At 71.4% G+C, this 22,070-nt stretch carries 22 protein-coding genes and 3 tRNA genes; 14 read left to right on the plus strand and 11 right to left on the minus strand.

Annotation, left to right across the window (positions count from 1 at the left end; all coding sequences use genetic code 11):
• Positions 1 to 93 precede the first annotated feature (93 nt).
• Together NITAL_RS06595 and wrbA are read left to right on the plus strand one after the other, a co-directional pair.
• Positions 94 to 1,044 (plus strand): EamA family transporter, encoded by a 951-nt coding sequence (locus NITAL_RS06595; RefSeq protein WP_157041667.1) that lies wholly within the window; start codon positions 94 to 96, stop codon positions 1,042 to 1,044.
• Positions 1,045 to 1,155: 111 nt separating this feature from the next.
• Positions 1,156 to 1,767 (plus strand): NAD(P)H:quinone oxidoreductase, encoded by a 612-nt coding sequence (wrbA, locus tag NITAL_RS06600; protein ID WP_052665317.1) that lies wholly within the window; start codon positions 1,156 to 1,158, stop codon positions 1,765 to 1,767.
• On the opposite strand, the gene NITAL_RS06605 is transcribed toward wrbA, so the two are convergent.
• Positions 1,764 to 2,129 carry a DsrE family protein gene (locus tag NITAL_RS06605; RefSeq protein WP_052665318.1) on the minus strand — a complete coding sequence of 122 codons (366 nt, stop codon included), beginning with the start codon at positions 2,127 to 2,129 and terminating at the stop codon, positions 1,764 to 1,766. The genes wrbA and NITAL_RS06605 overlap by 4 nt on opposite strands.
• 270 nt (positions 2,130 to 2,399) lie before the next feature.
• Between NITAL_RS06605 and NITAL_RS06610 the strand changes: the two genes are divergently transcribed.
• Positions 2,400 to 3,725 (plus strand): ABC transporter substrate-binding protein, encoded by a 1,326-nt coding sequence (locus NITAL_RS06610; protein WP_052665319.1) that lies wholly within the window; start codon positions 2,400 to 2,402, stop codon positions 3,723 to 3,725.
• 75 nt (positions 3,726 to 3,800) lie between these two features.
• Here NITAL_RS06610 and NITAL_RS06615 read toward each other — a convergent pair whose 3' ends face one another.
• From NITAL_RS06615 to NITAL_RS06640, 6 genes are all read right to left on the minus strand, one after another.
• On the minus strand, positions 3,801 to 4,469 hold the full coding sequence (locus NITAL_RS06615) for a class F sortase (protein ID WP_052665320.1): 669 nt from the start codon (positions 4,467 to 4,469) through the stop codon (positions 3,801 to 3,803).
• A gap of 77 nt (positions 4,470 to 4,546) precedes the next feature.
• Positions 4,547 to 5,428 carry a DUF4397 domain-containing protein gene (locus NITAL_RS06620; RefSeq protein ID WP_052665321.1) on the minus strand — a complete coding sequence of 294 codons (882 nt, stop codon included), beginning with the start codon at positions 5,426 to 5,428 and terminating at the stop codon, positions 4,547 to 4,549.
• A gap of 116 nt (positions 5,429 to 5,544) precedes the next feature.
• Positions 5,545 to 6,279, minus strand: coding sequence for an ABC transporter ATP-binding protein (locus NITAL_RS06625; RefSeq protein ID WP_211262245.1), 735 nt, complete (start codon positions 6,277 to 6,279; stop codon positions 5,545 to 5,547).
• A 5-nt stretch (positions 6,280 to 6,284) separates the two neighbouring features.
• The gene (locus tag NITAL_RS06630) at positions 6,285 to 7,130 is read right to left on the minus strand and encodes an ATP-binding cassette domain-containing protein (RefSeq protein ID WP_052669496.1); all 846 of its coding nucleotides are present in this window, start codon (positions 7,128 to 7,130) and stop codon (positions 6,285 to 6,287) included.
• A 16-nt stretch (positions 7,131 to 7,146) separates the two neighbouring features.
• Positions 7,147 to 8,130: a branched-chain amino acid ABC transporter permease gene (locus NITAL_RS06635; RefSeq protein ID WP_052665323.1), complete on the minus strand. Its 984-nt coding sequence runs from the start codon at positions 8,128 to 8,130 to the stop codon at positions 7,147 to 7,149.
• Between the two features lie 10 nt (positions 8,131 to 8,140).
• On the minus strand, positions 8,141 to 9,448 hold the full coding sequence (locus tag NITAL_RS06640; protein WP_052665324.1) for a branched-chain amino acid ABC transporter permease: 1,308 nt from the start codon (positions 9,446 to 9,448) through the stop codon (positions 8,141 to 8,143).
• A 176-nt stretch (positions 9,449 to 9,624) separates the two neighbouring features.
• On the opposite strand from NITAL_RS06640, the gene NITAL_RS06645 reads away from it, so the two are divergent.
• From NITAL_RS06645 to NITAL_RS06660, 4 genes are read left to right on the plus strand one after another with little or no spacing between them, the layout of a single operon-like run.
• Positions 9,625 to 10,164 carry a DUF4446 family protein gene (locus NITAL_RS06645; RefSeq protein ID WP_052665325.1) on the plus strand — a complete coding sequence of 180 codons (540 nt, stop codon included), beginning with the start codon at positions 9,625 to 9,627 and terminating at the stop codon, positions 10,162 to 10,164.
• A complete protein-coding gene (pheA, locus tag NITAL_RS06650) occupies positions 10,161 to 11,135 on the plus strand; it encodes a prephenate dehydratase (RefSeq protein WP_052665326.1) in 975 nt (324 codons plus the stop codon). Before NITAL_RS06645 ends, pheA begins: the two co-directional genes overlap by 4 nt.
• Positions 11,136 to 11,195: 60 nt before the next feature.
• The gene (serS, locus tag NITAL_RS06655) at positions 11,196 to 12,467 is read left to right on the plus strand and encodes a serine--tRNA ligase (protein WP_052665327.1); all 1,272 of its coding nucleotides are present in this window, start codon (positions 11,196 to 11,198) and stop codon (positions 12,465 to 12,467) included.
• Entirely contained in the window at positions 12,464 to 12,931 is a 468-nt protein-coding gene (locus NITAL_RS06660; protein ID WP_052665328.1) for an SRPBCC family protein, read from the plus strand. The genes serS and NITAL_RS06660 overlap by 4 nt, the downstream gene beginning before the upstream one ends.
• A gap of 33 nt (positions 12,932 to 12,964) precedes the next feature.
• Here NITAL_RS06660 and NITAL_RS06665 read toward each other — a convergent pair whose 3' ends face one another.
• Positions 12,965 to 13,897 (minus strand): fatty acid desaturase, encoded by a 933-nt coding sequence (locus NITAL_RS06665; RefSeq protein WP_157041668.1) that lies wholly within the window; start codon positions 13,895 to 13,897, stop codon positions 12,965 to 12,967.
• 115 nt (positions 13,898 to 14,012) lie between these two features.
• Between NITAL_RS06665 and NITAL_RS06670 the strand changes: the two genes are divergently transcribed.
• From NITAL_RS06670 to NITAL_RS06680, 3 genes are all read left to right on the plus strand, one after another.
• A tRNA-Ser gene (locus NITAL_RS06670) sits at positions 14,013 to 14,101 on the plus strand.
• 105 nt (positions 14,102 to 14,206) lie between these two features.
• Positions 14,207 to 15,757, plus strand: a complete 1,551-nt coding sequence (locus NITAL_RS06675) for a sensor histidine kinase (protein WP_157041669.1) — start codon at positions 14,207 to 14,209, stop codon at positions 15,755 to 15,757.
• On the plus strand, positions 15,754 to 17,529 hold the full coding sequence (locus NITAL_RS06680; protein ID WP_052665331.1) for a sensor histidine kinase: 1,776 nt from the start codon (positions 15,754 to 15,756) through the stop codon (positions 17,527 to 17,529). Before NITAL_RS06675 ends, NITAL_RS06680 begins: the two co-directional genes overlap by 4 nt.
• 9 nt (positions 17,530 to 17,538) lie before the next feature.
• Here the strand turns inward: NITAL_RS06680 and NITAL_RS06685 are convergent, their stop codons facing one another.
• The gene (locus NITAL_RS06685) at positions 17,539 to 18,510 is read right to left on the minus strand and encodes a YihY/virulence factor BrkB family protein (protein WP_052665332.1); all 972 of its coding nucleotides are present in this window, start codon (positions 18,508 to 18,510) and stop codon (positions 17,539 to 17,541) included.
• Positions 18,511 to 18,619: 109 nt separating this feature from the next.
• Here NITAL_RS06685 and NITAL_RS06690 point away from each other — a divergent pair.
• A tRNA-Ser gene (locus NITAL_RS06690) sits at positions 18,620 to 18,709 on the plus strand.
• Between the two features lie 19 nt (positions 18,710 to 18,728).
• Positions 18,729 to 18,803, plus strand: a tRNA-Arg gene (locus tag NITAL_RS06695).
• An 87-nt stretch (positions 18,804 to 18,890) separates the two neighbouring features.
• Here the strand turns inward: NITAL_RS06695 and NITAL_RS06700 are convergent.
• Together NITAL_RS06700 and NITAL_RS06705 are read right to left on the minus strand one after the other, a co-directional pair.
• Entirely contained in the window at positions 18,891 to 20,156 is a 1,266-nt protein-coding gene (locus NITAL_RS06700) for a site-specific integrase (protein WP_052665333.1), read from the minus strand.
• Positions 20,153 to 20,368: a helix-turn-helix domain-containing protein gene (locus NITAL_RS06705; RefSeq protein ID WP_052665334.1), complete on the minus strand. Its 216-nt coding sequence runs from the start codon at positions 20,366 to 20,368 to the stop codon at positions 20,153 to 20,155. The genes NITAL_RS06700 and NITAL_RS06705 overlap by 4 nt, the downstream gene beginning before the upstream one ends.
• 134 nt (positions 20,369 to 20,502) lie before the next feature.
• Here NITAL_RS06705 and NITAL_RS06710 point away from each other — a divergent pair, with 134 nt between their 5' ends.
• Positions 20,503 to 21,258 (plus strand): helix-turn-helix domain-containing protein, encoded by a 756-nt coding sequence (locus NITAL_RS06710; RefSeq protein WP_052665335.1) that lies wholly within the window; start codon positions 20,503 to 20,505, stop codon positions 21,256 to 21,258.
• Positions 21,259 to 21,456: 198 nt separating this feature from the next.
• Positions 21,457 to 21,981: a hypothetical protein gene (locus NITAL_RS06715; RefSeq protein ID WP_052665336.1), complete on the plus strand. Its 525-nt coding sequence runs from the start codon at positions 21,457 to 21,459 to the stop codon at positions 21,979 to 21,981.
• Positions 21,982 to 22,070 lie beyond the last annotated feature (89 nt).

Consider the following 22,070-nt stretch of genomic DNA (forward strand, 5'->3'; position numbering starts at 1 on the left):
CGGTCCTGATGCCCGTGCACGAGCAGTGCGCCCGAGACGTGCGCCCGAGCGGTGGGTCCGGCCGCGACCGATGGTCGCACGTGAGGAGCTCCCGTGGCACCGACGATGGAAGCAACGCGTACGCGGTCGGCGGGCACCGGCGTGGCCATGGCGCTGGTGTCGGCGGCCACCTTCGGTTCCTCCGGCCCGTTCGCCAAGTCGCTGCTGGATGCCGGCTGGAGCGCGGGGGCGGCGGTCCTCGTACGCATGGGCGGCGCCGCCGTGGTCCTGGTCGTGGCGGCGACCATCGGGCTGCGCGGCCGCTGGCGCCCGACGGGCCGCTCGGTACGCACCCTCGTGGTGTTCGGCACCGTGGCCGTGGCCGGCGCACAGCTGTCGTTCTTCAACGCCGTGCGCACGCTCGACGTCGGGGTGGCGCTGCTGCTGGAGTTCCTCGCGCCGGTCATGCTGCTCGCGTGGACGGCGTTGCGGACCCGTCGGCGCCCGAACACGCCGACGCTGGTCGGGGCGGGGATGACGCTGGTCGGCCTGGCGTTCGTCCTCGAGCTCGGCGGGGCGTCCAGCGTCGACCCCGCCGGGGTCGCGTGGGGGCTGCTCGCCGCCCTGTGCCTGTGCGGGTTCTTCGTGATGTCCGCCCGGCAGGACGTCGCGGTGCCGCCGGTGGTGATGGCCGCCGGCGGGACGGCGGTCGGCGCCGTGGTCGTGGCGATCGCCGGACTGGTCGGCCTGGTGCCGTTGGCCTTCTCGACCGAGGATGCCGTCCTGGCCGGGGCGCAGGTCAGCTGGCTGGTGCCCGTGCTGCCGCTCGTCCTGCTGTCGACGGTGACCGCGTACCTGACGGGGATCGGCGCGGTCCGGCGGCTCGGGGTCCGGGTCGCCTCGTTCGTGGGGCTGACCGAGGTGCTGTTCGCCGTCGTGACCGCCGCCGTCCTCGTCGCCCAGATGCCCGGGCTGTCGCAGCTCGCCGGTGGCGTGCTGATCGTCGGCGGCATCGTGGTCATCCGCCGCCACGAGGTGGCGGAGCTGCCGGTCGCCGCGGCCTGAACACGCGCGGAGGGGGTGTCCGTACCCCTGACGTCCGTCGGTGGTCCGTCGGTTGCCCGTACAACCGTCTGTCGGTTCGGTGGTGCCACGTTCCCGACCGAGGAGTTCCCGATGGCCAGGATCGGCATCGTCTACTGGTCCATGTACGGCGCCACCCACGAGCTGGCACGGATCATCGCCCAGGGGGTGGAGAAGGCTGGTGGCGAGGCGTGTCTGCGCCGGGTTCCCGATCCGATCCTCCCCGACGAGGTCAAGGCCTCCGACGGCGTGGCCGACGCCATCGCCGCGCAGGAGGACGTGCCCGAGGCCACCGTCGAGGAGCTCACTGAGTTCGATGGCATCATCTTCGGGTCACCCACGCGGTACGGCAGCGCCACCTCCCAGGTGCAGAACTTCTTCGACCAGACCGGGCCGCTGTGGCAGGAGGGCGAGCTCGTCGGCAAGCCGGCCGGGTTCTTCACCGGTGCAGCGACCGTCCACGGAGGACACGAGTCGACCATCCTCGGGATGTCGACGTTCGCCTACCACCACGGGATGCCCATCGTCCCGCTCGGGTACGGCGTCGCCGAGGATGTCGGCGAGACCCGGACCGGAGGTGGGCCCTACGGTCCGACGCACCTCACCCCGATGGGGCACGAGGAGGGGCTGTCGCAGCACGAGCAGGACATCGCCCTGCGCTACGCCGAGCACTTCCACCGCATCGCCGAGAAGCTGGCGGCCTAACCGAGCGTGATGGCGCGGCCCTCGGTGAGCGCTTCGACGATGCGGGCCGCGCCGACGATGCTGGCGCCGGCGATCAGCTCCTGGTCGCCGGTGATGCCGCGCTTGGTCGCGCAGGCCGAACACAGCCAGATCTCGCCGCCGCCGTCCGCGATCTGACGCGCGAGGTCGGCGAGGGGCGGCATGCCCTCCTCCTCGATGCGCTCCGCGGTGCCCGGGACGCCGAGCGTCACCGCGTCGATGGTGCACACCACGACGGCACGCTGGCCTGCCGCGACGGCCGTGGCGGCGGCGATGAACGGCACCGTGGCGCGTTCGGGAGCGTCCTCGGCGTGCGAGCAGGGGAACAGCAGGGTCTCGGCCATCGGGGCACCTCCGCGTCGGTGCGGGGGAGGCTAGGGCTCCAGGCCCACGGCTGCCGCGCGACCGATGCGGTCGAGAGGTGTCGTGCGTCGCCGTCCGGCGCCCGAGGTCCTGCCGCCGGGCCGACCAGCACGCAGAAGCGCGCACTCCGGTTCCCTTCCTCCTACCGGCGTAGTAGCGTCGGATGGCAACGTCGCCCGCGTCGCGGGATGACGTCGAGGTCGGGGGGCCCCAGGGCCTGCCGGCGTACCGAGCTTCCGGGAGGGAAGTCCATGCATCGATCGCTCTGGATGCGCCGCGTCGCGGCGGCCACCGCGCTCGCGCTCCTCGCCACCGCGTGTGGTAACGGGGACGACGGCGAGCCCACGACCGACGACGACGTCGCAGCGCCGGCAGACGACGACGCTGACGTCGACGACGACGACGCTGACGTCGACGACGACGGCGAAGAGATCGACCGCCCCGAGCGTGACGACGTCCTCGACATCGGCTACATCCTGCCGGAGTCCGGGCCGCTCGCCTTCCTCGGCGCTCCGCAGACGACCGCTGTCCGGATGGCCGTCGACGACATCAACGCCGCAGGCGGTGTCCTCGGCTCCGACGTGACGCTGGCCACCGGTGACGAGGCCGGTGACGCTGCCGTCGCTCGTGACACGGCGGCCCGCCTGGTCAACGACGGTGTCGACGCCATCGTCGGTGCGGCGGCGTCGGGGATGTCGCAGGAGTTCATCCAGACCCTCTTCGACAACCAGATCGTGCAGTGCTCCGGCTCGAACACCTCGCCGGCGTTCACCGACCAGGACAACAACGCCTTCTACTTCCGCACCGTCCCGCCGGACGAGGCGGTCGCGCCGATCATCGCCAACACCGTCATCGGTGACGGCTTCACCGCCCCGGCGGTGCTCGCCCGCGCCGACGACTACGGCGTCGCGCTGATGGAGCTGGTCGACGCGGGCCTCACCGAGCAGGGTGTCGAGCCCGTGCTCGTGGAGACCTACGACACCGAGACCGACGACTTCGACTCGCTGGTCAGCCAGGTCACCGGTGCTGGCGCGGACACTGCCGTCGTGATCGGCTTCGACGAGGCCGGTGCGCTCTTCGGCTCGCTCATCGAGGCCGGCTTCCCGGCCGGCTCGCTGTACGGCGGTGACGGTGTCTTCGGGCCCGCCCTGGCGGACACCGTGGGTACCGACATCAGCGGCCTGAAGGTCATCGGCGCCGCTGGTGGCGCCGACTTCAACGAGCGTCTCAACGAGGCCATGCCCGACGGTGAGCAGGGCAACGTGATCTACGGCGGCCAGGTCTACGACTGCGTCATCGTGATCGCCCTGGCGGCCGAGGCGGCTCAGTCGGCCGACCCGGCGGTCTTCAACGACGAGATCGAGAACGTCACCAAGGACGGGACCGAGTGCTCCTCGTTCGAGGAGTGCCGGGACCTGCTCGCCGCGGGTGAGGACATCGACTACACCGGCGCCAGCGGCCCGCTGGACCTCGTCCGTCCCGACCCGACCTTCGGGCGGTACGCGATCGGTCAGTTCACCGCTGACGGCCTCGAGATCATCGGTTCCGAGGACGTCGACCTCGCCGACCTCGGCTGATAGCACCACCGCACCACGACGGAGCCCCGCCTCGGCGGGGCTCCGTCACGTGTCGATCGCGGCTGCTGGTCGAGCTCAGGCCGGTTCGAGGATGACCACCACGTTCTCAGCGTAGGACCGTGCACCACCGTCGAACTCGCCGCCGCAGGTGATCAGTGTCAGCTGGGGCGTGCCGCCCGGGCCGAACAGCTCGGGGAGCGGGGCCTCGTCCTTGGGGTAGCTGGTGCGGCCAGTGACCCGCCACGCGGTGGTGCTGCCGTCGGCGTGGGTCACCGTGGCGGTGTCGTCGAGCTCCAGGCGGCGGAGGTCGAAGAAGGCGCCGCGGCCCTGGGTACGTGAGTCGACGTGCCCCGCCACGACGGCCGATCCGGCCTCACCGGGAGCGACGCCGAGCTCGTACCAACCGACGGTCGACACGTCCTCGGGGATCTCCATCCCCCCGTCCGATTCGAGACCGACGTCGACGGTGTCCGCATCGACACCGATGGCCGGGATGCTCAAGCTGACCGGTGCGGCGACGAGCGGCGCCGGTTCGGGCGCTGTCTCCGTCTCGTGCTCGGGCTCCGGTGCAGGGGTCGAGCTACGAGCCGGCTCCGACGGCGCACGCTCGGTCGTGGGGGCGGGGACCTCACCGATGGCCTCCTCGTCGCTCGACCGGGCACCCATCGACAGGGCCAGCACGAGGGCCAGCACGATCAGGAGCGACCCCGTCAGGGTCGCCAGGACGGTCAGCGGTCGTGCCACGTCGGTCCACGCCCCTCCGGTCGGTACGCGGCACCGCGGCCGGTGCGGGACGGGCCCGCACCGGCCGCGGTCGGCTCTCAGCGGCGTGAGCGGACGGTCGCGCTCACCGGGGCGCCCAGCAGCAGGAGGCCGGCGGCGAACAGGAGCAGCATCGCGGTGGACGAGCCGGAGCTGTCGGCCAGACCGGCGGTCCCGGCGGCGACGTGGCTCGGGACGGGGGTCTCCTCGGTCTCGTCGTCACCAGCAGCACCGTCGTCAGCGCCGTCGTCGGCGGCCTGTGCGCCGACCGCCGAGGTCGCCACGTCGAGCGAGCCGTCCTCGGCCGAACCGATCGCGAACGCCAGCACGAGCGTGTCCTCGGGAACCTCGACGTCGCCGAGGTCGATCGCGACATCCTCACCCGTTGGAGCGACCCCGACGCTGGGGACGGTGGTGCCACCCGGGACGTCGACCCGCGCGGTCTGGCCGTTGGTGACACCCTCGAGCGCCACCTCGCCGCCCGCGACGATGTCCACCGCCCCGAAGGCAGCGGTGTGGAACACCTGGATGCCGGTGTCGTCGGTCTGGTTGGGGTAGGCGGTGAGGGACGGCGCGGTGCCGGCCTCGTCGAGCTGTGCGACCACCGAGGTGCTCGACCCTGCGGCGAGCTCGGCGTCGGCCAGGGAGATCACCGGGTCGCCCGCTTCCGGGTCGGCACCGGCCGGGTACACCTCGAGGGTGTAGGTCCCGGCGGGCACGTTCAGGGTGCCGGTGTCGCCGAACTCGAAGGTGGTCAGGGGCGCGCCGTAGCTCCCGGCGGCGTAGACGTCGACGCTGGTCGAGTCCGCACCGAGGGTGTCGAACACGGACTGGGGGATGCCGTGGACGGCGACGACCTCGGCGTCACCGCTCTGGGCGGACGCCGCCGCGGGTGCCAGGACGAGTGCAGCGGCGGCGGTCGCCACCAGGAACCTGCGCATGTTGGTGCTCCTCGTGTCGGAAGGGGACACGAGGACTTCGGGTCGGCGGGGGACGGCGGACGGCGGCCGATGAGCCCCCCAACCGGGGGCCGAGTGGCTCCGAAGGTCCGCCCGACTCAGCGGACCTTGGCGAGGGTCCCGAGGTAGAGCTCGATGACCTTCGGGTCCTCGAGCAGCTCGTTGCCCGTGCCGGTGTAGGCGTTGCGGCCCTGGTCGAGGACGTAGCCGCGGTCGCAGATCTGCAGGCACCGCCGGGCGTTCTGCTCGACCATGATGATCGACACACCGCTGTCACGGATGGTCTTCACGCGCCGGAAGACCTCGTCCTGGTTGGCGGGCGAGAGGCCGGCCGACGGCTCGTCGAGCAGCAGGACGGAGGGCTCCATCATCAGCGCGCGGGCCATCGCGACCATCTGACGCTCGCCGCCGGACAGCGTGCCGGCCCGGGCTGCCGACCGTTGACCGAGCAGCGGGAACAGGTCCACGACGGCCGCGAAGCGCTCGCTGAAGGCCGAGGGCCGCAGGAACAGCCCCATCTCGAGGTTCTCGCGGATGGTCAGCGACGGGAAGACGTTGTTGTTCTGCGGGACGTAGCCCACGCCCCGTTCGACGAGCTGGTGCGCCTTGAGGTTGGTGATCGCGTCGCCGCGCAGCGTCACCTCACCGTCGCGGATGTCGACCAGCCCGAACAGGGCCTTGACGAGGGTCGACTTGCCGGCGCCGTTCGGGCCGATGATGCCGACGACCTCGTTGTCGGCGAGGGTCAGGTCGCAGCCGTTGAGGATGTTGATGCCGGGCAGGTACCCGGCGTGGAGGTCGGAGGCGACCAGGATCGGCTCGGTGGAGGCCACGTCGCTCACCCCTTCGGGTCGGCGGATGCGTCAGGTGGCGTGCTGCCGGGCTCGTCGTGCGAGCGGCCGAGGTAGGCGTCGATCACGGCCCGGTCGTTCATGATGTCGCTCGGACGACCCTCGGCGATGACCCGGCCCTCGGCGAGCACCACCACCCAGTCGCTGATGCCCATGACGACGTCCATGTCGTGCTCGACGAAGATGACGCTCATCCCCTCGTCGCGCAGGGCCGTGACGTGTCCGAGCAGCGACTGCACGAGGGCGGGGTTCACCCCGGCCATCGGCTCGTCGAGCATCACCAGCGACGGCTCGACCATCAGCGCGCGGGCCATCTCGAGGAGCTTGCGCTGACCGCCGGAGAGCTCGCCGGCGTAGTCGTCCTTCTTGTCGAGCAGCTTGAAACGGCCGAGCAGGTCCTCGGCGCGCTCGCGGTTGGCGGCCTCCTGGCCGGCCCAGCCCGGACGGAACAGGGCGGGCAGGAACCGTTCACCTCGCTGCCCGGTGGCGCCGAGCAGCATGTTGTCCATGACCGTCAGGCGCGACAGGGCCTTGGTGAGCTGGAAGGTGCGGACCATCCCCTTGCGGGCGACCTTGTGCGACGGCACACCGCCGATCGACTCGCCCTCGAAGGTCCACGACCCCTCGTTGGGTGCGTCGAAGCCGGTGAGGAGGTTGAAGAAGGTGGTCTTGCCGGCACCGTTCGGTCCGATGAGCGCGGTGATGACGCCGCGTTGGACCTCGAGGTGGTCGACGTCGACGGCCGTCAGGCCGCCGAAGCGACGCTTGACGCCGTCGATGATCAGGATCGGATCGGGCTTGCTCACACCCGGCTGGGCGTCGAGGCCAGCCATCGGGTGGGCGGAGGTCTCAGGCATCGAGCTTCAGCTCCCTCGGGTCGCCGAAGATGCCCTGCGGTCTGTACACCACCAGCAGGACGAGCGCGGTACCCATGAGGATCAGTGCGGGACCACCGGGGGTCGTGGTCCCGAGGACCCCCGGCAGGAGGTCGGCGCCCTGCATCTGGCGGATCATGACCTGGACACCGGAGAACAGGAACCAGAAGATCACCGCCCCCACGATCGGCCCGACCCGCGTGGCGGCGCCGCCGAGGATCAAGATCGCGTACGCGAAGAAGGTGATCTGGGGCCGGAAGCTGTCGGCGTTGACCGTCGACCCGGTGATGGCGAACATGATGCCGCCGACCGACCCGATGACGCCGCCGAGGATGAGGCTCTGCATCTTGTAGCTGAAGACGTTCTTGCCGAGCGCGCGAGCTGCGTCCTCGTCCTCGCGGATGGCGCGCAGGATGCGGCCCCAGGGGCTGCGCATCAGCAGCGCGATCATGATGGTGATGAGGGCGACCAGGCCCCAGGTGACCAGCAGCGCCCAGGAGACCTGCGGGGTGTAGCTGATCGGTCCGAGGCGGATGCCCCGGGACAGCGGGTTGACGGCGTAGAAGTCCCCGGCGATCGCCTGCAGTCCGAAGGGGCCGCCGGTGATGGGCCGCGCGGGACCTGATCGGAACAGCAGCCGCAGGACCTCGGCGACCGCGATGGTCGTGATCGCGAAGTAATCGGCACGCAGCCGCAGCGTCGGTGCACCGAGGATGATCGCGAGGACCACAGCCGCCAGCAGGCCGATCAGGACGCCGGCCCACAGGGGCAGGCCCCAGGTGGCCACCGAGATGCCGACGCCGTACGCGCCGACCATCATGAAGCCGACCTGACCGAAGTTCAGCAGCCCGGTGTAGCCGTAGTGCACGTTGAGTCCGATGGCGAGCAGCGCGTACGCCGCCGCCTGGGGACCGAGCGCCGAGCGGAGGGCGCTACCGAAGATCGCTTCGAAATCCACCGTGGTCCCCTCAGCCGATTCGTTCGCGTCGTCCGAGCAACCCTTGGGGTCGAACGAGCAGCACGATGACGAGGACGCCGAGCGCCCACGCGGTCTTGAGTTCCTGCGGGAAGTAGACCACCGACAGCTCGGTGACGAGGCCCACCACGAGGCTGCCGACCATCGCGCCGTAGGCCGTCCCGAGACCACCGAGGATGACGCCGGCGAACATCAGCAGCAACATGGGCTGGAAGCCGAAGTCGTAGCTGACCCGGAACATCGTGCCGTAGAGGACGCCGCCGAGGCCGGCCAGCGCGCCACCGGTGAGCCACACGACGCTCACGACCCGCTCGACGTTGATGCCCGACGACTCGGCGAGGTCGCGGTTGTCGGCGACGGCGCGCATGGCCTTGCCGATGCGGCTGCGCTGGAGGCCGGTGGCCACGCCGATGAGGACCAGCAGCGAGATCGCGATGATGACCAGGTCGCGCGGGGTGGTGGCGAACGGTCCGAGGGTGATGCGCTGCTGCACCGCGTACTGGGTGTAGGGCTGGGACCGGCCTCCGAAGATGATCAGGAGGGTGAAGCGTAGGATCAGCGACAGGCCGATGGTGACCACCAGCAGCTGGAAGAGGCCGACGCTGCGCCGTGTGAGCGGTCTGAACACTCCACGGTCGAGCACACCCGCTGCCAGCGAGGCCGCGATGATCCCGAGGACCGCGGCGAGGACGAGGTGGAGACCGGCGGTGTTGGCGAACCAGGCCACCACGGCGCCGATGACGACGATCTCGCCGTGCGCGAAGTTGATGAGACCGGTCGTGCCGAAGATGAGCGACAGGCCGACGGCGGTCATGGCGATGACGAGCCCGAAACGGATGCCGGAGAGGGTCTGCTGGAGCGCCAGCGCGACCCGGCCACTGACCACGCCGCCCTCACCGACGGGGATGGGGACCGCGCGACGGCCGGAGGCCACGCTGACCTCGACCGTCGACGCGTCCGGGTCACGCAGTTCGACGTCGTCGGGGAGGGCTTCGACGGTGACGGCGTAGTCGCCGGGGCCGGGGACCTCGAACTCCCACTGCCCGCTCGCGTCGGAGGTCACCGTCCCGAGCTGGTCGCCGTCGACCTCGCTGATGCTCAGCTCGATGCCCTCGACGGGGCCGTCCGGCGTGCGGAACGTGCCGAACAGGACGGGCGCTGCCTCCTCGGCCTCGTCCTCCGCCTCCTGGGCGAGCAGGGCCACCTCGTTCGGGGCCGCGAGGACGGGGCCGGCGACGGTGAGCAGGAGACCAGCGGCCACGACGACGCTCAGCGCGAGCGCTCGCACGCGTGCGACCACGAGCGATCCTCCCAGGTCGGTGAGGCGCGGAACCTAGCGAGGCCGTCCTCCGACCGTGCACCCGATCGAGCGCGCTACGCTCCGCGCCCACGCCGGGCGGGCGCTGGGGACCTCATGGCCCTGCTGGCGGTCGCTGTCGCGGGGCCGCTCCACGCCCGTGACCCCACGAGGGCCAGATGCTCGATCTCGATCCGCAGGTGACCGCCACGCTGGCGGTCGCGGCGTGTGCGGCCGCCGCCGTCCTGCTGCTGGTGGTCCTCCTCCTGGCGCTGCGTCTCCGCCGTCTGGTGCGCGATCACCGCCGCGCCATCGACCCCGAACGTGGCGAGGACGTGATCGCGGTGCTCGGCCGTCACGAGGAGACGCTGGCGGCCATCGGTCGCGACGTGCGGGCGCTGGATGCCCGTTCCGGCGAGCTACGGGAGGTCCTGCGGGGCACCGTCTCGCAGGTCGGGATGGTCCGGTACGACGCGTTCGAGGACATGGGTGGTGCCCTGTCGTTCTCGGCGGCCCTGCTCGACGAGCGCGGTGACGGCATCGTGCTGTCGGCGATCAACGGTCGCACCGAGACCCGCTGCTACGCCAAGGCGGTCACCGGCGGGACCTCGGAGCACAACCTCTCGGTCGAGGAGGACGCGGCGATCCGGACCGCCCTCGCAGGGGGTGGTGTCGGGGAGGCACCCGTGCCGGCCCGGCGCCGGAGGCGGTCGTCGTGAGCGGCGACGGGCAGCCCGACGGGGTGAGCGCTCCACGCGCGGACGTGGCGTTCCTCGGACCTGCCGGGACGTTCACCGAGACGGCCGCCCAGCTGATCGTGGGTGGCATCGACCCGGTCCTGGAACCCTGCAACGACGTGGCCGAGGTGCTGCGCCGGGTCGAGCAGGGCGTGGCCGACCGCGGGGTCATCCCGATCGAGAACACCCTCGAGGGGTCGGTCACCGCGACCCTCGACGCGTTGGCCTTCGAGACCGACCTGCTCATCGGGGGCGAGCTCGAGCTGCCGATCACGTTGGTCGCTGCCGCCGCGCCCGGGACCTCCCTCGAGGAGGTCACCGAGGTGCGCTCGCACCCCGTGGCGCTCGCGGCTGCCCGGCGGTGGCTCGGGACGGTGCTGGCGGGCGCGGAGACGGTGCCGTCGGCGTCGACCGCACGGGCTGCCCAGGAGGTCGCCGAGCTCGGCGGTACGCGCCTGGCCATCGTCAACCCGCTGGCCGCCGAGCGGTACGGGCTGACCGTCGTCGGCCGCGACATCACCGACCGCGGGCAGAACTCCACCCGGTTCGTCGTGGTCGGACGTGAGCTCGGGCCGCCGACGGGCTGGGACAAGACCTCGTTGGTGGTCTTCATCGACGAGAACCGGCCGGGCGCCCTGCTGCAGCTGCTGGAGATCTTCGCCGAGCGTGACCTCAACCTGACCAAGATCGAGTCGCGGCCGACCAAGGCCGAGCTCGGCGAGTACTGCTTCTTCCTCGACACCGTCGGCCACCTCGCCGACGAGCGGGTGGGTGACGCCCTCGCGGCGGTCAAGCGCACCCACCGGGACGTGAAGGTCCTCGGCTCCTACCGCCGGTCGGGTGCACGCGTGACCGCCGAGGCGGACGCCATCGCCGCGGACGATGCCGGCTACCGCAAGGCGGCCGACTGGCTCGCCTCCTGGCGCGAGCGGATCGTCGACACCGACAGCTGACGGTACGGCGGCCGGGCTCGGCGGGTTCGTGGCGTGGGCTGCGCGGTTAGCCTGCGGCCCATGATCGATCTCCGTCTGCTCCGTACCGAACCCGACGTCGTCGCCGCCGCCCTCGCGCGCCGTGGCCTCGACCGTGCCCGCATCGACGAGCTGCTCGCGCTCGACGAACGTCGCCGGTCCCTGACCGCTGACGTCGACGGCGCCCGCGCCGAGCAGCGGGCCGCGTCCGCGTCGATCGGGAAGGCCTCCCCGGACGAGCGGCCCGCGATGATCGCCCGCGCGTCCGAGCTGAAGCAGACGGTGGCCGACCTCGAGGCCCAGCTCGACGCGGCCGAGGCCGAGCACGCCGCGGCCTTCGCCCGCGTGCCGAACCTGCCCCACCCCGACGCGCCCGACGGGCAGGAGGGCGACGGCATCGTGCTGCGGACCTTCGGTCAGCGGCCATCGTTCGACTTCGAGCCGAAGGACCACGTGGCCCTGATGGAGGCCGCGGACGCCCTCGACCTCGCCCGGGGGGCGCGCACCTCCGGTGCGCGGTTCGCCTACCTCAAGGGCGAGGGGGCGCTCCTGGAGTTCGCGCTCGTGCGCTACGCCCTCGAGGTCGCCGGGCGGCACGGGCACACGCCGGTCATCCCCCCGGTGCTGGTACGCGAGGAGGCGATGTACGGCACCGGCTTCCTGCCCACCGACGAGCAGCAGATCTTCACCCTCCCCGAGGACGACCTCTACCTCGTCGGCACCTCCGAGGTCCCGCTCGCGGCGCTGCACATGGACGAACTGCTGACCGCCGACGAGCTCCCGCTGCGCTACGCCGGGTACTCGCCCTGCTTCCGGCGCGAAGCCGGCGCGCACGGCAAGGACACGCGCGGGATCCTGCGGGTCCACCAGTTCGAGAAGGTGGAGCTGTTCAGCTTCGTGCACCCCGACGACTCCGACGCTGAGCACGAACGCATCCTGGCCATCGAGGAGGAGATCTTCACCGGCCTCGGCGTCCACGCGCAGGTGGTGGACATCCCGGTCGGCGACCTCGGCGCATCGGCGGCACGCAAGTTCGACATCGAGGCGTGGCTGCCGGGCCAGGACGCCTACCGCGAGGTCACGTCCTGCTCGAACACCACCGACTACCAGGCGCGGCGCCTGAAGAGCCGGATCAAGGTGGCCGAGGGGGACAACGTCCTCGTGCACACCCTCAACGGGACCGCGCTGGCGGTGCAGCGGGCCATCATCGCGTTGGTCGAGACCCACCAGCGCGCCGACGGTTCGGTCGCCGTCCCCGAGGCGTTGGTGCCCCATCTCGGCGCGGAGGTCCTGTTCGCAGGAGGGCGCCGGTGACGCGGTTCGAGGCCCGCAACACCTCCAGCGACACCCTGCCGGTCCCGCCCGAACCGATCTGGGAGGTGCTGACCTCGCCGTCCCTGCTCGCCGAGATGACGCCGCTGATCGACCGGATCGTCGAGGTCGACGACGCTCACTGGCGCTGGCACCTGACCCACATCGCGGGTGTGGGGGTGGCCGTGTCGCCGTGCTTCACCGTGCGGATGGACTTCGACCCGGCCGAGCGGATCGACTTCACCCACGCGCCCGTCGGCAAGGAGCGGGCCGGTGCCGACGGCATCTACACCCTCGAGTCGACCGAGGGTGGGACCCACCTCTCGGTCGACATGACCGTGCACGTCGATCTGCCGCTGCCGGCCCTGTCCCGCCCCGCGGTGACCCGCGTGATGCACGCGACGATGCACCGGATGGGGGAGCGGTTCGCCCACAACCTGTGCGACCACCTCGGGGTGACGCGCTGAGGGAGCTGGCGACCCGTCGGACCGGCGGGCTGCTCAGCTCGGCGACACCAACCCTCGGCGTGCGCGTTCCTCGTCGGCCGTCACGGGCCGTCCGGTGATCCTCGCCAGCGGCGGTTCGTGGTCGAGGTAGGCGACCTCCTCGTTCCGCCACGCCTGGAGGTAGCGGTAGAACGGGACGATCGGGTGCAGGTGGTGCACGAGGTGGTAGTTCTGGCTGAACATCAGCGGGGTCAGCAGGGCCTCGAGGCCGACGATGTTGCGGGTGGTCTGGAAGCGGTCGTCCCGGTTGGTCGCTTCGAGGCCGTGGTGGGGCAGCCAGTCGAACCACCAGGCGAGGACGACCAACGCGATGCGCTGAGGGATGAGCAGGACCAGGGCGAACGCGGCGAGGTGGCCCGTCACCGCGAGCCCCATGAGCACGCCGACCGCCGCGACCATCACCGCGAGCGACTCGATGACCTCGGCGCGGGGCCGCGAGCGCACGTCGCGGAACCAGAACCACGCGTACCGCCCGTCGACGACCGCCCAGCGGGGCGGCAGCTGCCAGGCCGGCCCCTCGATGACCCACGCATCCGGGTCGGTCGACGGGTCCTCGTTGACGTGCTTGTGGTGCTCGAGGTGGATGTACCGGAAGAGGGGGAAGGAGGCGTAGAGCGCGACGAACGGGATGGCGACGCGGCCGAGCACCTCGTTGACGGCCTTGACCCGACCGGCGCCCCGGTGGGTGGCGTCGTGCAGGACGGTGAACATCGCGAAGCACACCGCAGCGTGCACGGGCACGGTGATCCAGGCGCTGGCGCGGCCGGTCAGCGCCACCCAAGCGGTGGCCGCGAAGACCACGAGCAGGGTCACCGCCAGGGCCACCGTCGGCCACGCGATGCGGGGGCGGGGCACGCCCGGGTGGGGTGTGCGGCGGGTCGGCACGCCCGCCGCGGTCGGCACGTGGGCGCCGGGCGAGGTTGACAACAGGGGCCTCCATGTAACAACCTGGCGAGCGTACGGACGGTCCGTGCGGAGCGCCAGCGCTCGGCCGCCACCGTCCCGGGTGCGTTCGGCCGCCTTCGGTAGGGTTCGGGGTCCTGGAGGGTTGGCCGAGCGGACGAAGGCAGCGGTCTTGAAAACCGCCGGGCGGTGTACGCCGTCCCGTGGGTTCGAATCCCACACCCTCCGCTGCGGTCGCGGTGGGCGGCCGGACCGGGCGAGGGGGCGACCCTGGGGGTGACGGCGGCCAGCGGAGCCAGGGCGCCTCACCGCGCCCGGTTCAGCCCGCGCCTGGTGGTCATCGCCTCCGTGGTGAGCTTCCCGGCGGCCTGGTTCGCCGGCCCCGGCGGCCGACCCGATCGGCTCGCGCTGGCCACGATGGTCCTCCTGCTGATCGCGGCACGGGGGGGCCTGCAGGTCAGCCGCCGCGCCGGCGCACGTGGTCGTGAAGCGGTCGGCGTGGCGCTCATCGGGTCGACGTCGCTGTGGCTCGTGCTGGTGGCGTCCCGTTCACAGTTGCCGACCGAGTCCTGGCTCGGTGCGATCGCGGCTGCGGCGGTCGCGATGGCCACCATCCGGGATGCGCGGGCACGGCTCGGCGCGCAGGCCCTGACCATCGCTGCGCTCGGGGGGCTGCTCGGCCGCGACCACGAGGCACCGCTCGACGCGCAGGGGGCCGTCGAGGTCTTCGGCCCGCTCCTGCTGGTGGTCGTGATCGCCTGGCTCGCCGGTGCACTCGCCGACGACCTCGCTCTCGCGCGCCAGCGTGAGCTCGACACCCGCCGCGCGGCCGAGCGTCGGGCCGAGCTGCTCGCTGCGGTCCGTGAGCTGAGCACCGCCGGTCCGGGACAGGCCGTGGACATCACCGTCGAGGCGCTGCAGGACCTGGGCTTCCCGGTGGCCGCGGTGCTGCTCGTCGGTGCGGACGGTCTCCGGGCGCGCCGCGTGGAGGGCGTGGAGCCGCGTGACGACTACGGGCAGGGGGTCAGCGGGTACGCGCTGTCGACCGGACGGACCGTGGTGTCCGGGGACTACCGCAACGACGACCTGCGGCTCCCGGGGCTGGACCTCGGTGCGGTCGTGGCCACGCCGATCCGGGCCGACGGGCGGACGCTCGGGGTGGTGACCGTCGCTCTCGACGAGGCCGGTGCGCCGCCCATGGGTGACGTCGAGGTCGTCGAGGTGCTCGCCGCGCACCTCGGTGGCGCGCTGGCCAACGACCAGGTGGTGCGCAACCAGGACGCGCTGCTGACCCGCTTGCGCGACCTCGACGGCCTCCGCGCCAGCTTCGTGGATCGCGTCTCGGAGGACCTGCGTGACCCCTTGACCGTCGTGCGCGGTGTCGCGCAGACGCTGGCTGCCTACGGCGACCGGCTCCCGGACGGTCAGCGCGAGGTGCTGCTCGAGCGGCTCACCGTCCAGGCCGAGGATCTCGGCGAGACGCTGGAGGCGCTGCTCGACTTCTCGCGGGTCCACGTCGGGCGTTCCGATCCGCGACCCGAACCCATCGACGTCCTCGCGCTGCTCGCGCCGGCGTTGGCGGGAACGGGGATGGACGTTCGGGTCAGCGGACGGCCCGTCGTCATCGTCGACCGTGACCTCGTCCGCCGTGCCTTCGGGTTGCTGCGGCGGGCGTCGCTCGACATCGAAGGCGGCCTCCACCTGCGCCGCGTCGACGGCACGCTCACCGTCGACGTCCGGTTGCGCCAGCTCGAGGGGCTACAGGGGGGCTTCGCGCGGGCTCTGGCCGAGCAACTGTTCGTCGCTGCCGGGGCCGGGAGCGAACGGCTGCCGGATGGGCTGCGGCTGCGCATGCCACTCGCCGATCCGGGGGTGGCGACATGAACCCGGCCGAGGAGGGCGCCCCGCCGACCGCGACCCGGCGCGCCCTGACCGCTCGCGCCATCCGTGTCGCGTCGCTCGCACCGGTCCTGGTGATCGCCGCATCAGGCGTCGCGCACGGCGTCGAACACGCCGTCGTGCTCACCGTCGCGTTGGTCGTGATCGTGCTGCTCGTCGGCGGCGGGTTGAGAACCGAACGGTTCCGACGGACCGAAGCGGCACGACCACCGGTCGTGCCGGCGGTGATCGGCGCGATCGGGGTGGCCGCTGGTGTGGTGGCGCTGACCGCCGGCACCACCGCCGACAGCCAGGATCTCGCCATCATCTTCGGTGTCGTGATCGTGGCGGCGGCGTTCGCGCTGCCGCAGCGTCACCGTCGACCGGTTGTGGCGTGGTCCATCCTCGGCTGGGCGGTGACGCTCGTGGTCGATGGTGTCCGCGACCCGGTGATGCTCGTCACCCAGATCGGTGGCGCTTTCCTGCTGGCGGTGGTCGCACTGCTCAGCACCGGAGCGCTGGAGTCGGCGCTCAGGATCGAGCGTCAGGCCAGCAGGGAATCGCGGACGCGTGCGTCGCTGCTCGCCTCCGTCCTCCGCCTGCAGGCGCTCCAGCCCACGGCCGTCTTCCAGGCGGTCGTCCAGGGAGCGCGGGACGCGGGCCTCGACAGTGCCATCCTGCGCGTCGTGGACGGGCAGGATCTGCGGCTGGTGGCGGCCCGTCCGCTCCCGGGGGTCGATCCGCCGATCCGGCTCGGGCCCGACGACGGCCTGGCGAGCGTCGTGCGGCGTACCGGCCGCACGAGCGTGGTCGCCGACTACCCGGATCACCCGGCGAGCCTCTCGGGCTCGCGAGACCTGCGCGGTGCCATCGGGGTGCCCATCGTGGTCGACGGCGAGGTGTCCGCGGTCCTCGTCGCTGGCCGCCGTGAACAGGGGATCACCGAGCTCCAGGTCGAGGCCATCGAACTGCTCGCGGAGGAGGCCGGCATCGCCCTCGGTCGGGCCCGCCGTTTCGAGGCGGACGCGAGCACCGTGGCCGAACTGCGGCGTCTCGACGAGCGGACCCACGACTTCGTCTCGACCGTCTCGCACGAGCTGCGCACCCCGATGACGGTCATCCACGGCCTCGGGCAGACCCTGGAGCGGCGCTGGGACGACCTGGCGCCCGGGCGGCGTGCCGACCTGCTGCGGCGGATCGACCAGAACGCCGAGCGCCTCGCGGTGATGGTTCGGTCGCTGGTCGACACCTCGGCGCTCGAACGCGGGGAGCTCGTCGCGCGGACCTCGACGGTCGCGCTCGCCACGTGCGTGTCGGCCGTGCTCGGTCGGCTCTCGTCCCTGTTCGAGGACCACCCGGTGCACGTCGAGGTCGACGAACACCTCGCGGTCGAGGCCGACCCGAGCCTCCTCGAGCACGTGGTCGAGAACCTGCTGTCCAACGCCGCCCGGCACACCCCCCGGGGGACGCAGGTCTGGGTCCGTGCGGAGCCGCACGGGTCGGACGTGCAGATCGCGATCACCGATGATGGTCCGGGCATCCCCGAGACGGACCTGCCACACGTCCTCGAACGCTTCTACCGGGCGGGTGAGCCGACCACGCGGCCGAGCGGTGGTCTCGGGCTCGGTCTCGCGCTCAGCCAGCAGATCCTGCAGGCGCATGGGCAGGAGCTGACGGTCCGGTCCGGCCCGGCGGGGGGCACGTCGTTCGAGTTCCGGCTGCGCGCGGCCCCGCACGGCTCCGCGGCTGACCCTGTCCGAGGGGTTGGCCGCTGGTAGCGCCGGCGGTCAGCGTCGGCGGTCGAACGCGGACGTCAGGCGTTCCCGGACGCTGGGCTCGTCCGGTGCGTCCGCTGGGCGGGTCGGCCAGAGCCGTTCGATCTGCGCGTTGAACTCCGCGCCGACCAGCACGGCGAACCCCGTCAGCCAGACCCACAGCAGACCGACGATCGGACCCGCGAGCGGCCCGTAGGCGCTCTCGGAGTTGAGGATCCAGGCGCCGTACAACCGCAGCGCCGCACTGCCCGCCAGCCAGCCTCCGGTGGCCAGGACCGCGCCGGGAAGGTCGCGGCGCCAGCGCGTGTTCCATGGCGCGCCCACGTGGTACAGGCTCGCGAGGGCCAGCGTGGCCAGCGTGATCACCGTCGGCCAGTACGTCGCCCGCCAGACCGCCCCGAGCACGCCGGCCTCCAGCCCGGGCAGGTCACCGAGCTGCTCACCGAGCTGCTCACCGAACCCGGGGCCGACGATCAACAGCGGCGCCAGCAGCAGGCCGACCACGAGCGCCCCGAGGGTGAGCGCGAACGCCAGGAGCCGCCGACCGAAGCCCCCCGGTTCCTGCTCGCCGTAGGTGATGGCGATGACCACAAGCACGACCTTCACCGCACGGGACGCGGTCCACACCGTGACCAGGAACGCCACCGAGACCACCGGCAGCGTGGTGTCCTCGACGAGCCGGACGAGGACCGGTCGCAGCACGTCGTTGAGCACGCCGGGGGTGAGCGCCACCGAGGCGACGTCCACGATGCGGTCGATGAGATCGTCGCGCCACCCGTCGCCCTCCCCGGCGACGAAGCTGAGGGTCGCGATCGCGGTCAGCAGCAGCGCCGGCAGGGACAGCAGGACCCAGAACGCCAGCTCGGCGGCGAGCCCCGGGAGCCGGTCCGCCCCCGCACGGTCGATGGTGTGCGCGAGCAGCGTGACGGGCCGGCGCGCCCAGGAAGGGGCCCGGTCGATCGCGGCGTTCGCCCACGGGTGCACCTCGCGAGGGTAGGGGGTGTGCCGCAGCGGGCAGCCGGGATCAGGCGCCCGCTGCGGCTGCTATTCTGCGCCCCGCCGCGCTCCACCCCCGGGTGGTTCGCGGGCGCCTGGAGGCTTCGCCTAGTCTGGTCTATGGCGCGGGATTGCTAATCCCGTTGGGGGTCTAACCCCCTCGAGGGTTCAAATCCCTCAGCCTCCGCTGTCACACCGCACCACCTGCGCTGGTAGCTCAGTCCGGATAGAGCACCTGACTACGGATCAGGCGGCCGGGGGTTCGAATCCCTCCCAGCGCGCGACACGGAACCCCCGCTGACCGGGGGTTCCGTGCGTTCTGGGGGTCGGCGGGGTACATGGTTGCTCCTCGTTCGGTCACGGTTCGGTCACACATCGTCGGGCCGACCGTCGTTCAGCCCGTTCTCCGGGCGGCCTGGCAGGCCTTCGTCGAAGATCATCTCGGCGACGCGTTCCGCGGCGGCGGACTGCATCCCCGGCAGCACGTGGCTGTAGACGTCCAGGGTGAAGGCCACCGAGTGGTGACCGAGCCGCTCGGACGCGACCTTGGGGTTGACGCCGGAGGCCAACAGCAGGCTGGCGTGCGTGTGGCGCAGGTCGTGCAGCCTGATCGGCCGCAGTCCCGCGGCTGAGGCCTGCCGTCTGAACTGCTTCGAGAAGTGGTCGGGAGGGATCGGTGAGCCGTCCTCCCGGGTGAACACGAGGCCGTGGTCCTCGCCAGCGTCAGCCCACGCACGCCGCTCCTCCTGCTGCTCGAGCGCCCAGGTGCGCAGCACCTCGACGGTGCGCGCGTCGACGTCGATGGTGCGGCGGCTCTGGCGAGTCTTCGGCTCGGAGAACTGCGCACGCCCGTCGATGCTGATGTACGCCTGCCGCACCGCGAGCCGCCCGCCGTCCAGGTCCACATCGACCCAACGGAGCCCGAGGATCTCGGCGCGGCGCATCCCAGTCGTGGCGGCCAAGCGCCACGCCGGGTAGAGCCGGTCGTCCCCGACGTGATCCAGGAAGCTGCGCAGCTGCGGCGCGGTCCAGGTCTGCATGTGGCCGCCATGCCGGGAGGCCACCTGTCGTGGGGGATCGGCCAGGTCGGCGACGTTGCGCTCGACCCGTCCCCACCGCAGCGCGTCGGCGAGGCTCTTGCGCAGGACCGTGTGGATGTAGCGGACCGTTCGCGGCGACAGGCCGCCCGCCCCATCTCGCCGGCCGGTTGCCAGCAGCTGGGCGTAGAGCTGGTTCAGTTGCACCGGAGTCAGCTGCTGGATCGGCACGGCGCCGAGAGTCGGCAGCACGTGGCGGCGGAGCTCGTCGCGGTAGCTGGTCCACGTTGCGGCCCGAAGGTTCGGCGGCCGAACCGCGGGCAGCCACTCGTCCTCGACGAAGGCGGCGAGTGTCAGGCCGTCAGGGGTGACGTAGCGCTGGGTGTCCAGCTTGTGCAGCAGCTCGCGCAGTGCGCGTTCCGCCTCAGTCTTGGTCGCGAACCCCTGTCGACGCCGCTGCTTGCGGCCCCCTGCGGTGGTGCGACCCACGTCGACGATGAACGCCCACGTGAAGCGGTCGGAGCCGCAGGTGGTGCAGCGGCGGCCTGGCACGGTGGCGTTGCACCGAGAGCAGCGCTTGAAGACCCGCCCCTTCATCGGTCGGCGCCTTCCAGCTGCTTCGAGCCGTCGGCCGGCAATCCCAGCATCGCGAGCAGCCTCGCGGTGGGTACGAGCAGCCGTCGCCCGAGCCGCAGGGTCGGTAGCTCGCCGTTCTCGGCCGCCCGGTAGGCGCTGCGGCGACTGACACCGAGGATCTGCCCAGCCTCCTCGACGCTGATCGTGGGAGGGAGATCCTCGACACCCCGCATCGCCTGCTCCTCGGCCCATCGTGCTACCCGACGCCACGCACAGTGACCGGTTTCCACAGACGGCGACACCACGTACTGGGACGTCTTGGGACGTCTCTGTACGGTGGCCCGACCATGCGAGGTAAGGACGGGGGATGGCGAACGAGCGGCTGCGAGCCTCGATGAGCGAGGCCCAGGTCACCGTGGAAGAGGTGGCCGACGCCTGCGAGGTGGACCCGAAGACGGTCCAGCGCTGGCTCAGCGGCCGGCGTCCCTACCGCCGACATCGCTGGCAGGTCGCGCGCATCCTCCGTGACGACGAGCAGTACCTGTGGCCGCCTGAGAGCGTCGGCCCCGGGGCTGAGGCGGCATGTACCGAGGAGATCATCGCGGCCTACCCGCACAGGGCGCTGCTCCCGACGTCGACCTGGTGGCGGCTCTTCGAGAGCGCCACCGAGCGGATCGACCTACTGGGCTACGCGATGCTCCACCTGCCGGAGCAGCACCCAGGGTTGATGGAGCTTCTACGAGACAAGGGTCGTGACGGGTGCCAGGTGCGTATCGCGCTGGCGGACCCCGAGGCAGAGATCGTCGTACAGCGAGACGAGGAGGAGCAGCTCGAGGAGGGGCTGCTTGCGCGCATCCGAACGGCGATCAAGTACTACGGCGAGCTCGAGGACGCGGACGGGGTCGAGCTCCGGCTCCACGGCACGCCGCTCTACAGTTCGCTGTTCGCGTTCGACCATGAGCTCTTGGTGACACCGCACCTCTACCGGACGCCCGGGTCGAAGGCGCCGTTGCTGCACCTCCGCCGTCGCGGCCCAGATGGGCTGTACGCCAACTACCTGCAGCACTTCGCCCGCGTGTGGGACGATGCCTCGGGGCTCTACGGGACCGGCGACCAGCGGTGACGACCGCTGCCGACGGGCGACCCGTGGTGGCGGGTGCCCTGACCGCGACATCGCCGAGCCTCCGGGTGCGCTCCCCGATGACCCGTGAACCTGCATAGCCTGCACGAGACTGCTGCTCGCTGGGGGCGCGGAAGCTGCACAGCGATTTCACATCAGCGTCATCACGGCCGTCGTGAGCAATCTCGTGGGAGGGAATCGATGGACTTGGGCACCTTCTGGGTCATCCTCGCCACGGCGGCGGTCACCAACGGCGTCGGAATCGGCACGTTGTGGGCCAATCACCACTTCCAGCGTGATCGTGAGGACCGCGCTCGCGAGGCCGAAGAGGATCGGCAAGTACGTGCGGAACGCCGCAGTTTTCAGCGAGAGACCCTTATCCGGGTGCAAGAGATCTTGGTCGAACTGGCGCACTCGAGCGTCAGGCCGGACTCACTCGACGGAGCAACCTATGGGTACGGTGCCCGATCATTCAGCGACGTCGTAGGGGAGGGGTGGTCCGACAAGCTGGCGACCCTCGCTGGGGAGCTAGAAATGCTACGCGTTCGCCTGACCGACGACGACCTCCGGAAGCGGCTAAGAAGCATCCGCAGCGATGTCATCTTCGTCATCGACGTCGCCGACAATCAGATCGACGGTGGCGAGGGACTGATGGGCTTGAACAAGAAGTGCCTCGAGACTCTCGACCGTGTGGGTCAGTTCCTTACGGCGGAGTGGGCTCCGTAACCGACGCCGAGCCGCACTGACCGGGATCGGCGTCCTTCGATCCAGATGCCGAGGCGGGAGCGTTCGAGGTTTCGCGATTCTCTGGCCAT

This window comes from Nitriliruptor alkaliphilus DSM 45188 (assembly GCF_000969705.1).
Taxonomy (GTDB): Bacteria; Actinomycetota; Nitriliruptoria; order Nitriliruptorales; family Nitriliruptoraceae; genus Nitriliruptor; species Nitriliruptor alkaliphilus.

Coding starts and splice junctions, on each gene's coding strand:
- NITAL_RS06710 (WP_052665335.1), top strand. CDS start 20,503: ATGGCGAACGAGCGGCTGCGAGCCTCGATGAGCGAGGCCCAGGTCACC.
- NITAL_RS06605 (WP_052665318.1), bottom strand. CDS start 2,129: ATGGCCGAGACCCTGCTGTTCCCCTGCTCGCACGCCGAGGACGCTCCC.
- NITAL_RS06715 (WP_052665336.1), top strand. CDS start 21,457: ATGGACTTGGGCACCTTCTGGGTCATCCTCGCCACGGCGGCGGTCACC.
- NITAL_RS06680 (WP_052665331.1), top strand. CDS start 15,754: ATGAACCCGGCCGAGGAGGGCGCCCCGCCGACCGCGACCCGGCGCGCC.
- NITAL_RS06610 (WP_052665319.1), top strand. CDS start 2,400: ATGCATCGATCGCTCTGGATGCGCCGCGTCGCGGCGGCCACCGCGCTC.
- NITAL_RS06630 (WP_052669496.1), bottom strand. CDS start 7,130: ATGGCTGGCCTCGACGCCCAGCCGGGTGTGAGCAAGCCCGATCCGATC.
- NITAL_RS06620 (WP_052665321.1), bottom strand. CDS start 5,428: ATGCGCAGGTTCCTGGTGGCGACCGCCGCCGCTGCACTCGTCCTGGCA.
- NITAL_RS06645 (WP_052665325.1), top strand. CDS start 9,625: ATGCTCGATCTCGATCCGCAGGTGACCGCCACGCTGGCGGTCGCGGCG.
- wrbA (WP_052665317.1), top strand. CDS start 1,156: ATGGCCAGGATCGGCATCGTCTACTGGTCCATGTACGGCGCCACCCAC.
- serS (WP_052665327.1), top strand. CDS start 11,196: ATGATCGATCTCCGTCTGCTCCGTACCGAACCCGACGTCGTCGCCGCC.
- NITAL_RS06705 (WP_052665334.1), bottom strand. CDS start 20,368: ATGCGGGGTGTCGAGGATCTCCCTCCCACGATCAGCGTCGAGGAGGCT.
- NITAL_RS06700 (WP_052665333.1), bottom strand. CDS start 20,156: ATGAAGGGGCGGGTCTTCAAGCGCTGCTCTCGGTGCAACGCCACCGTG.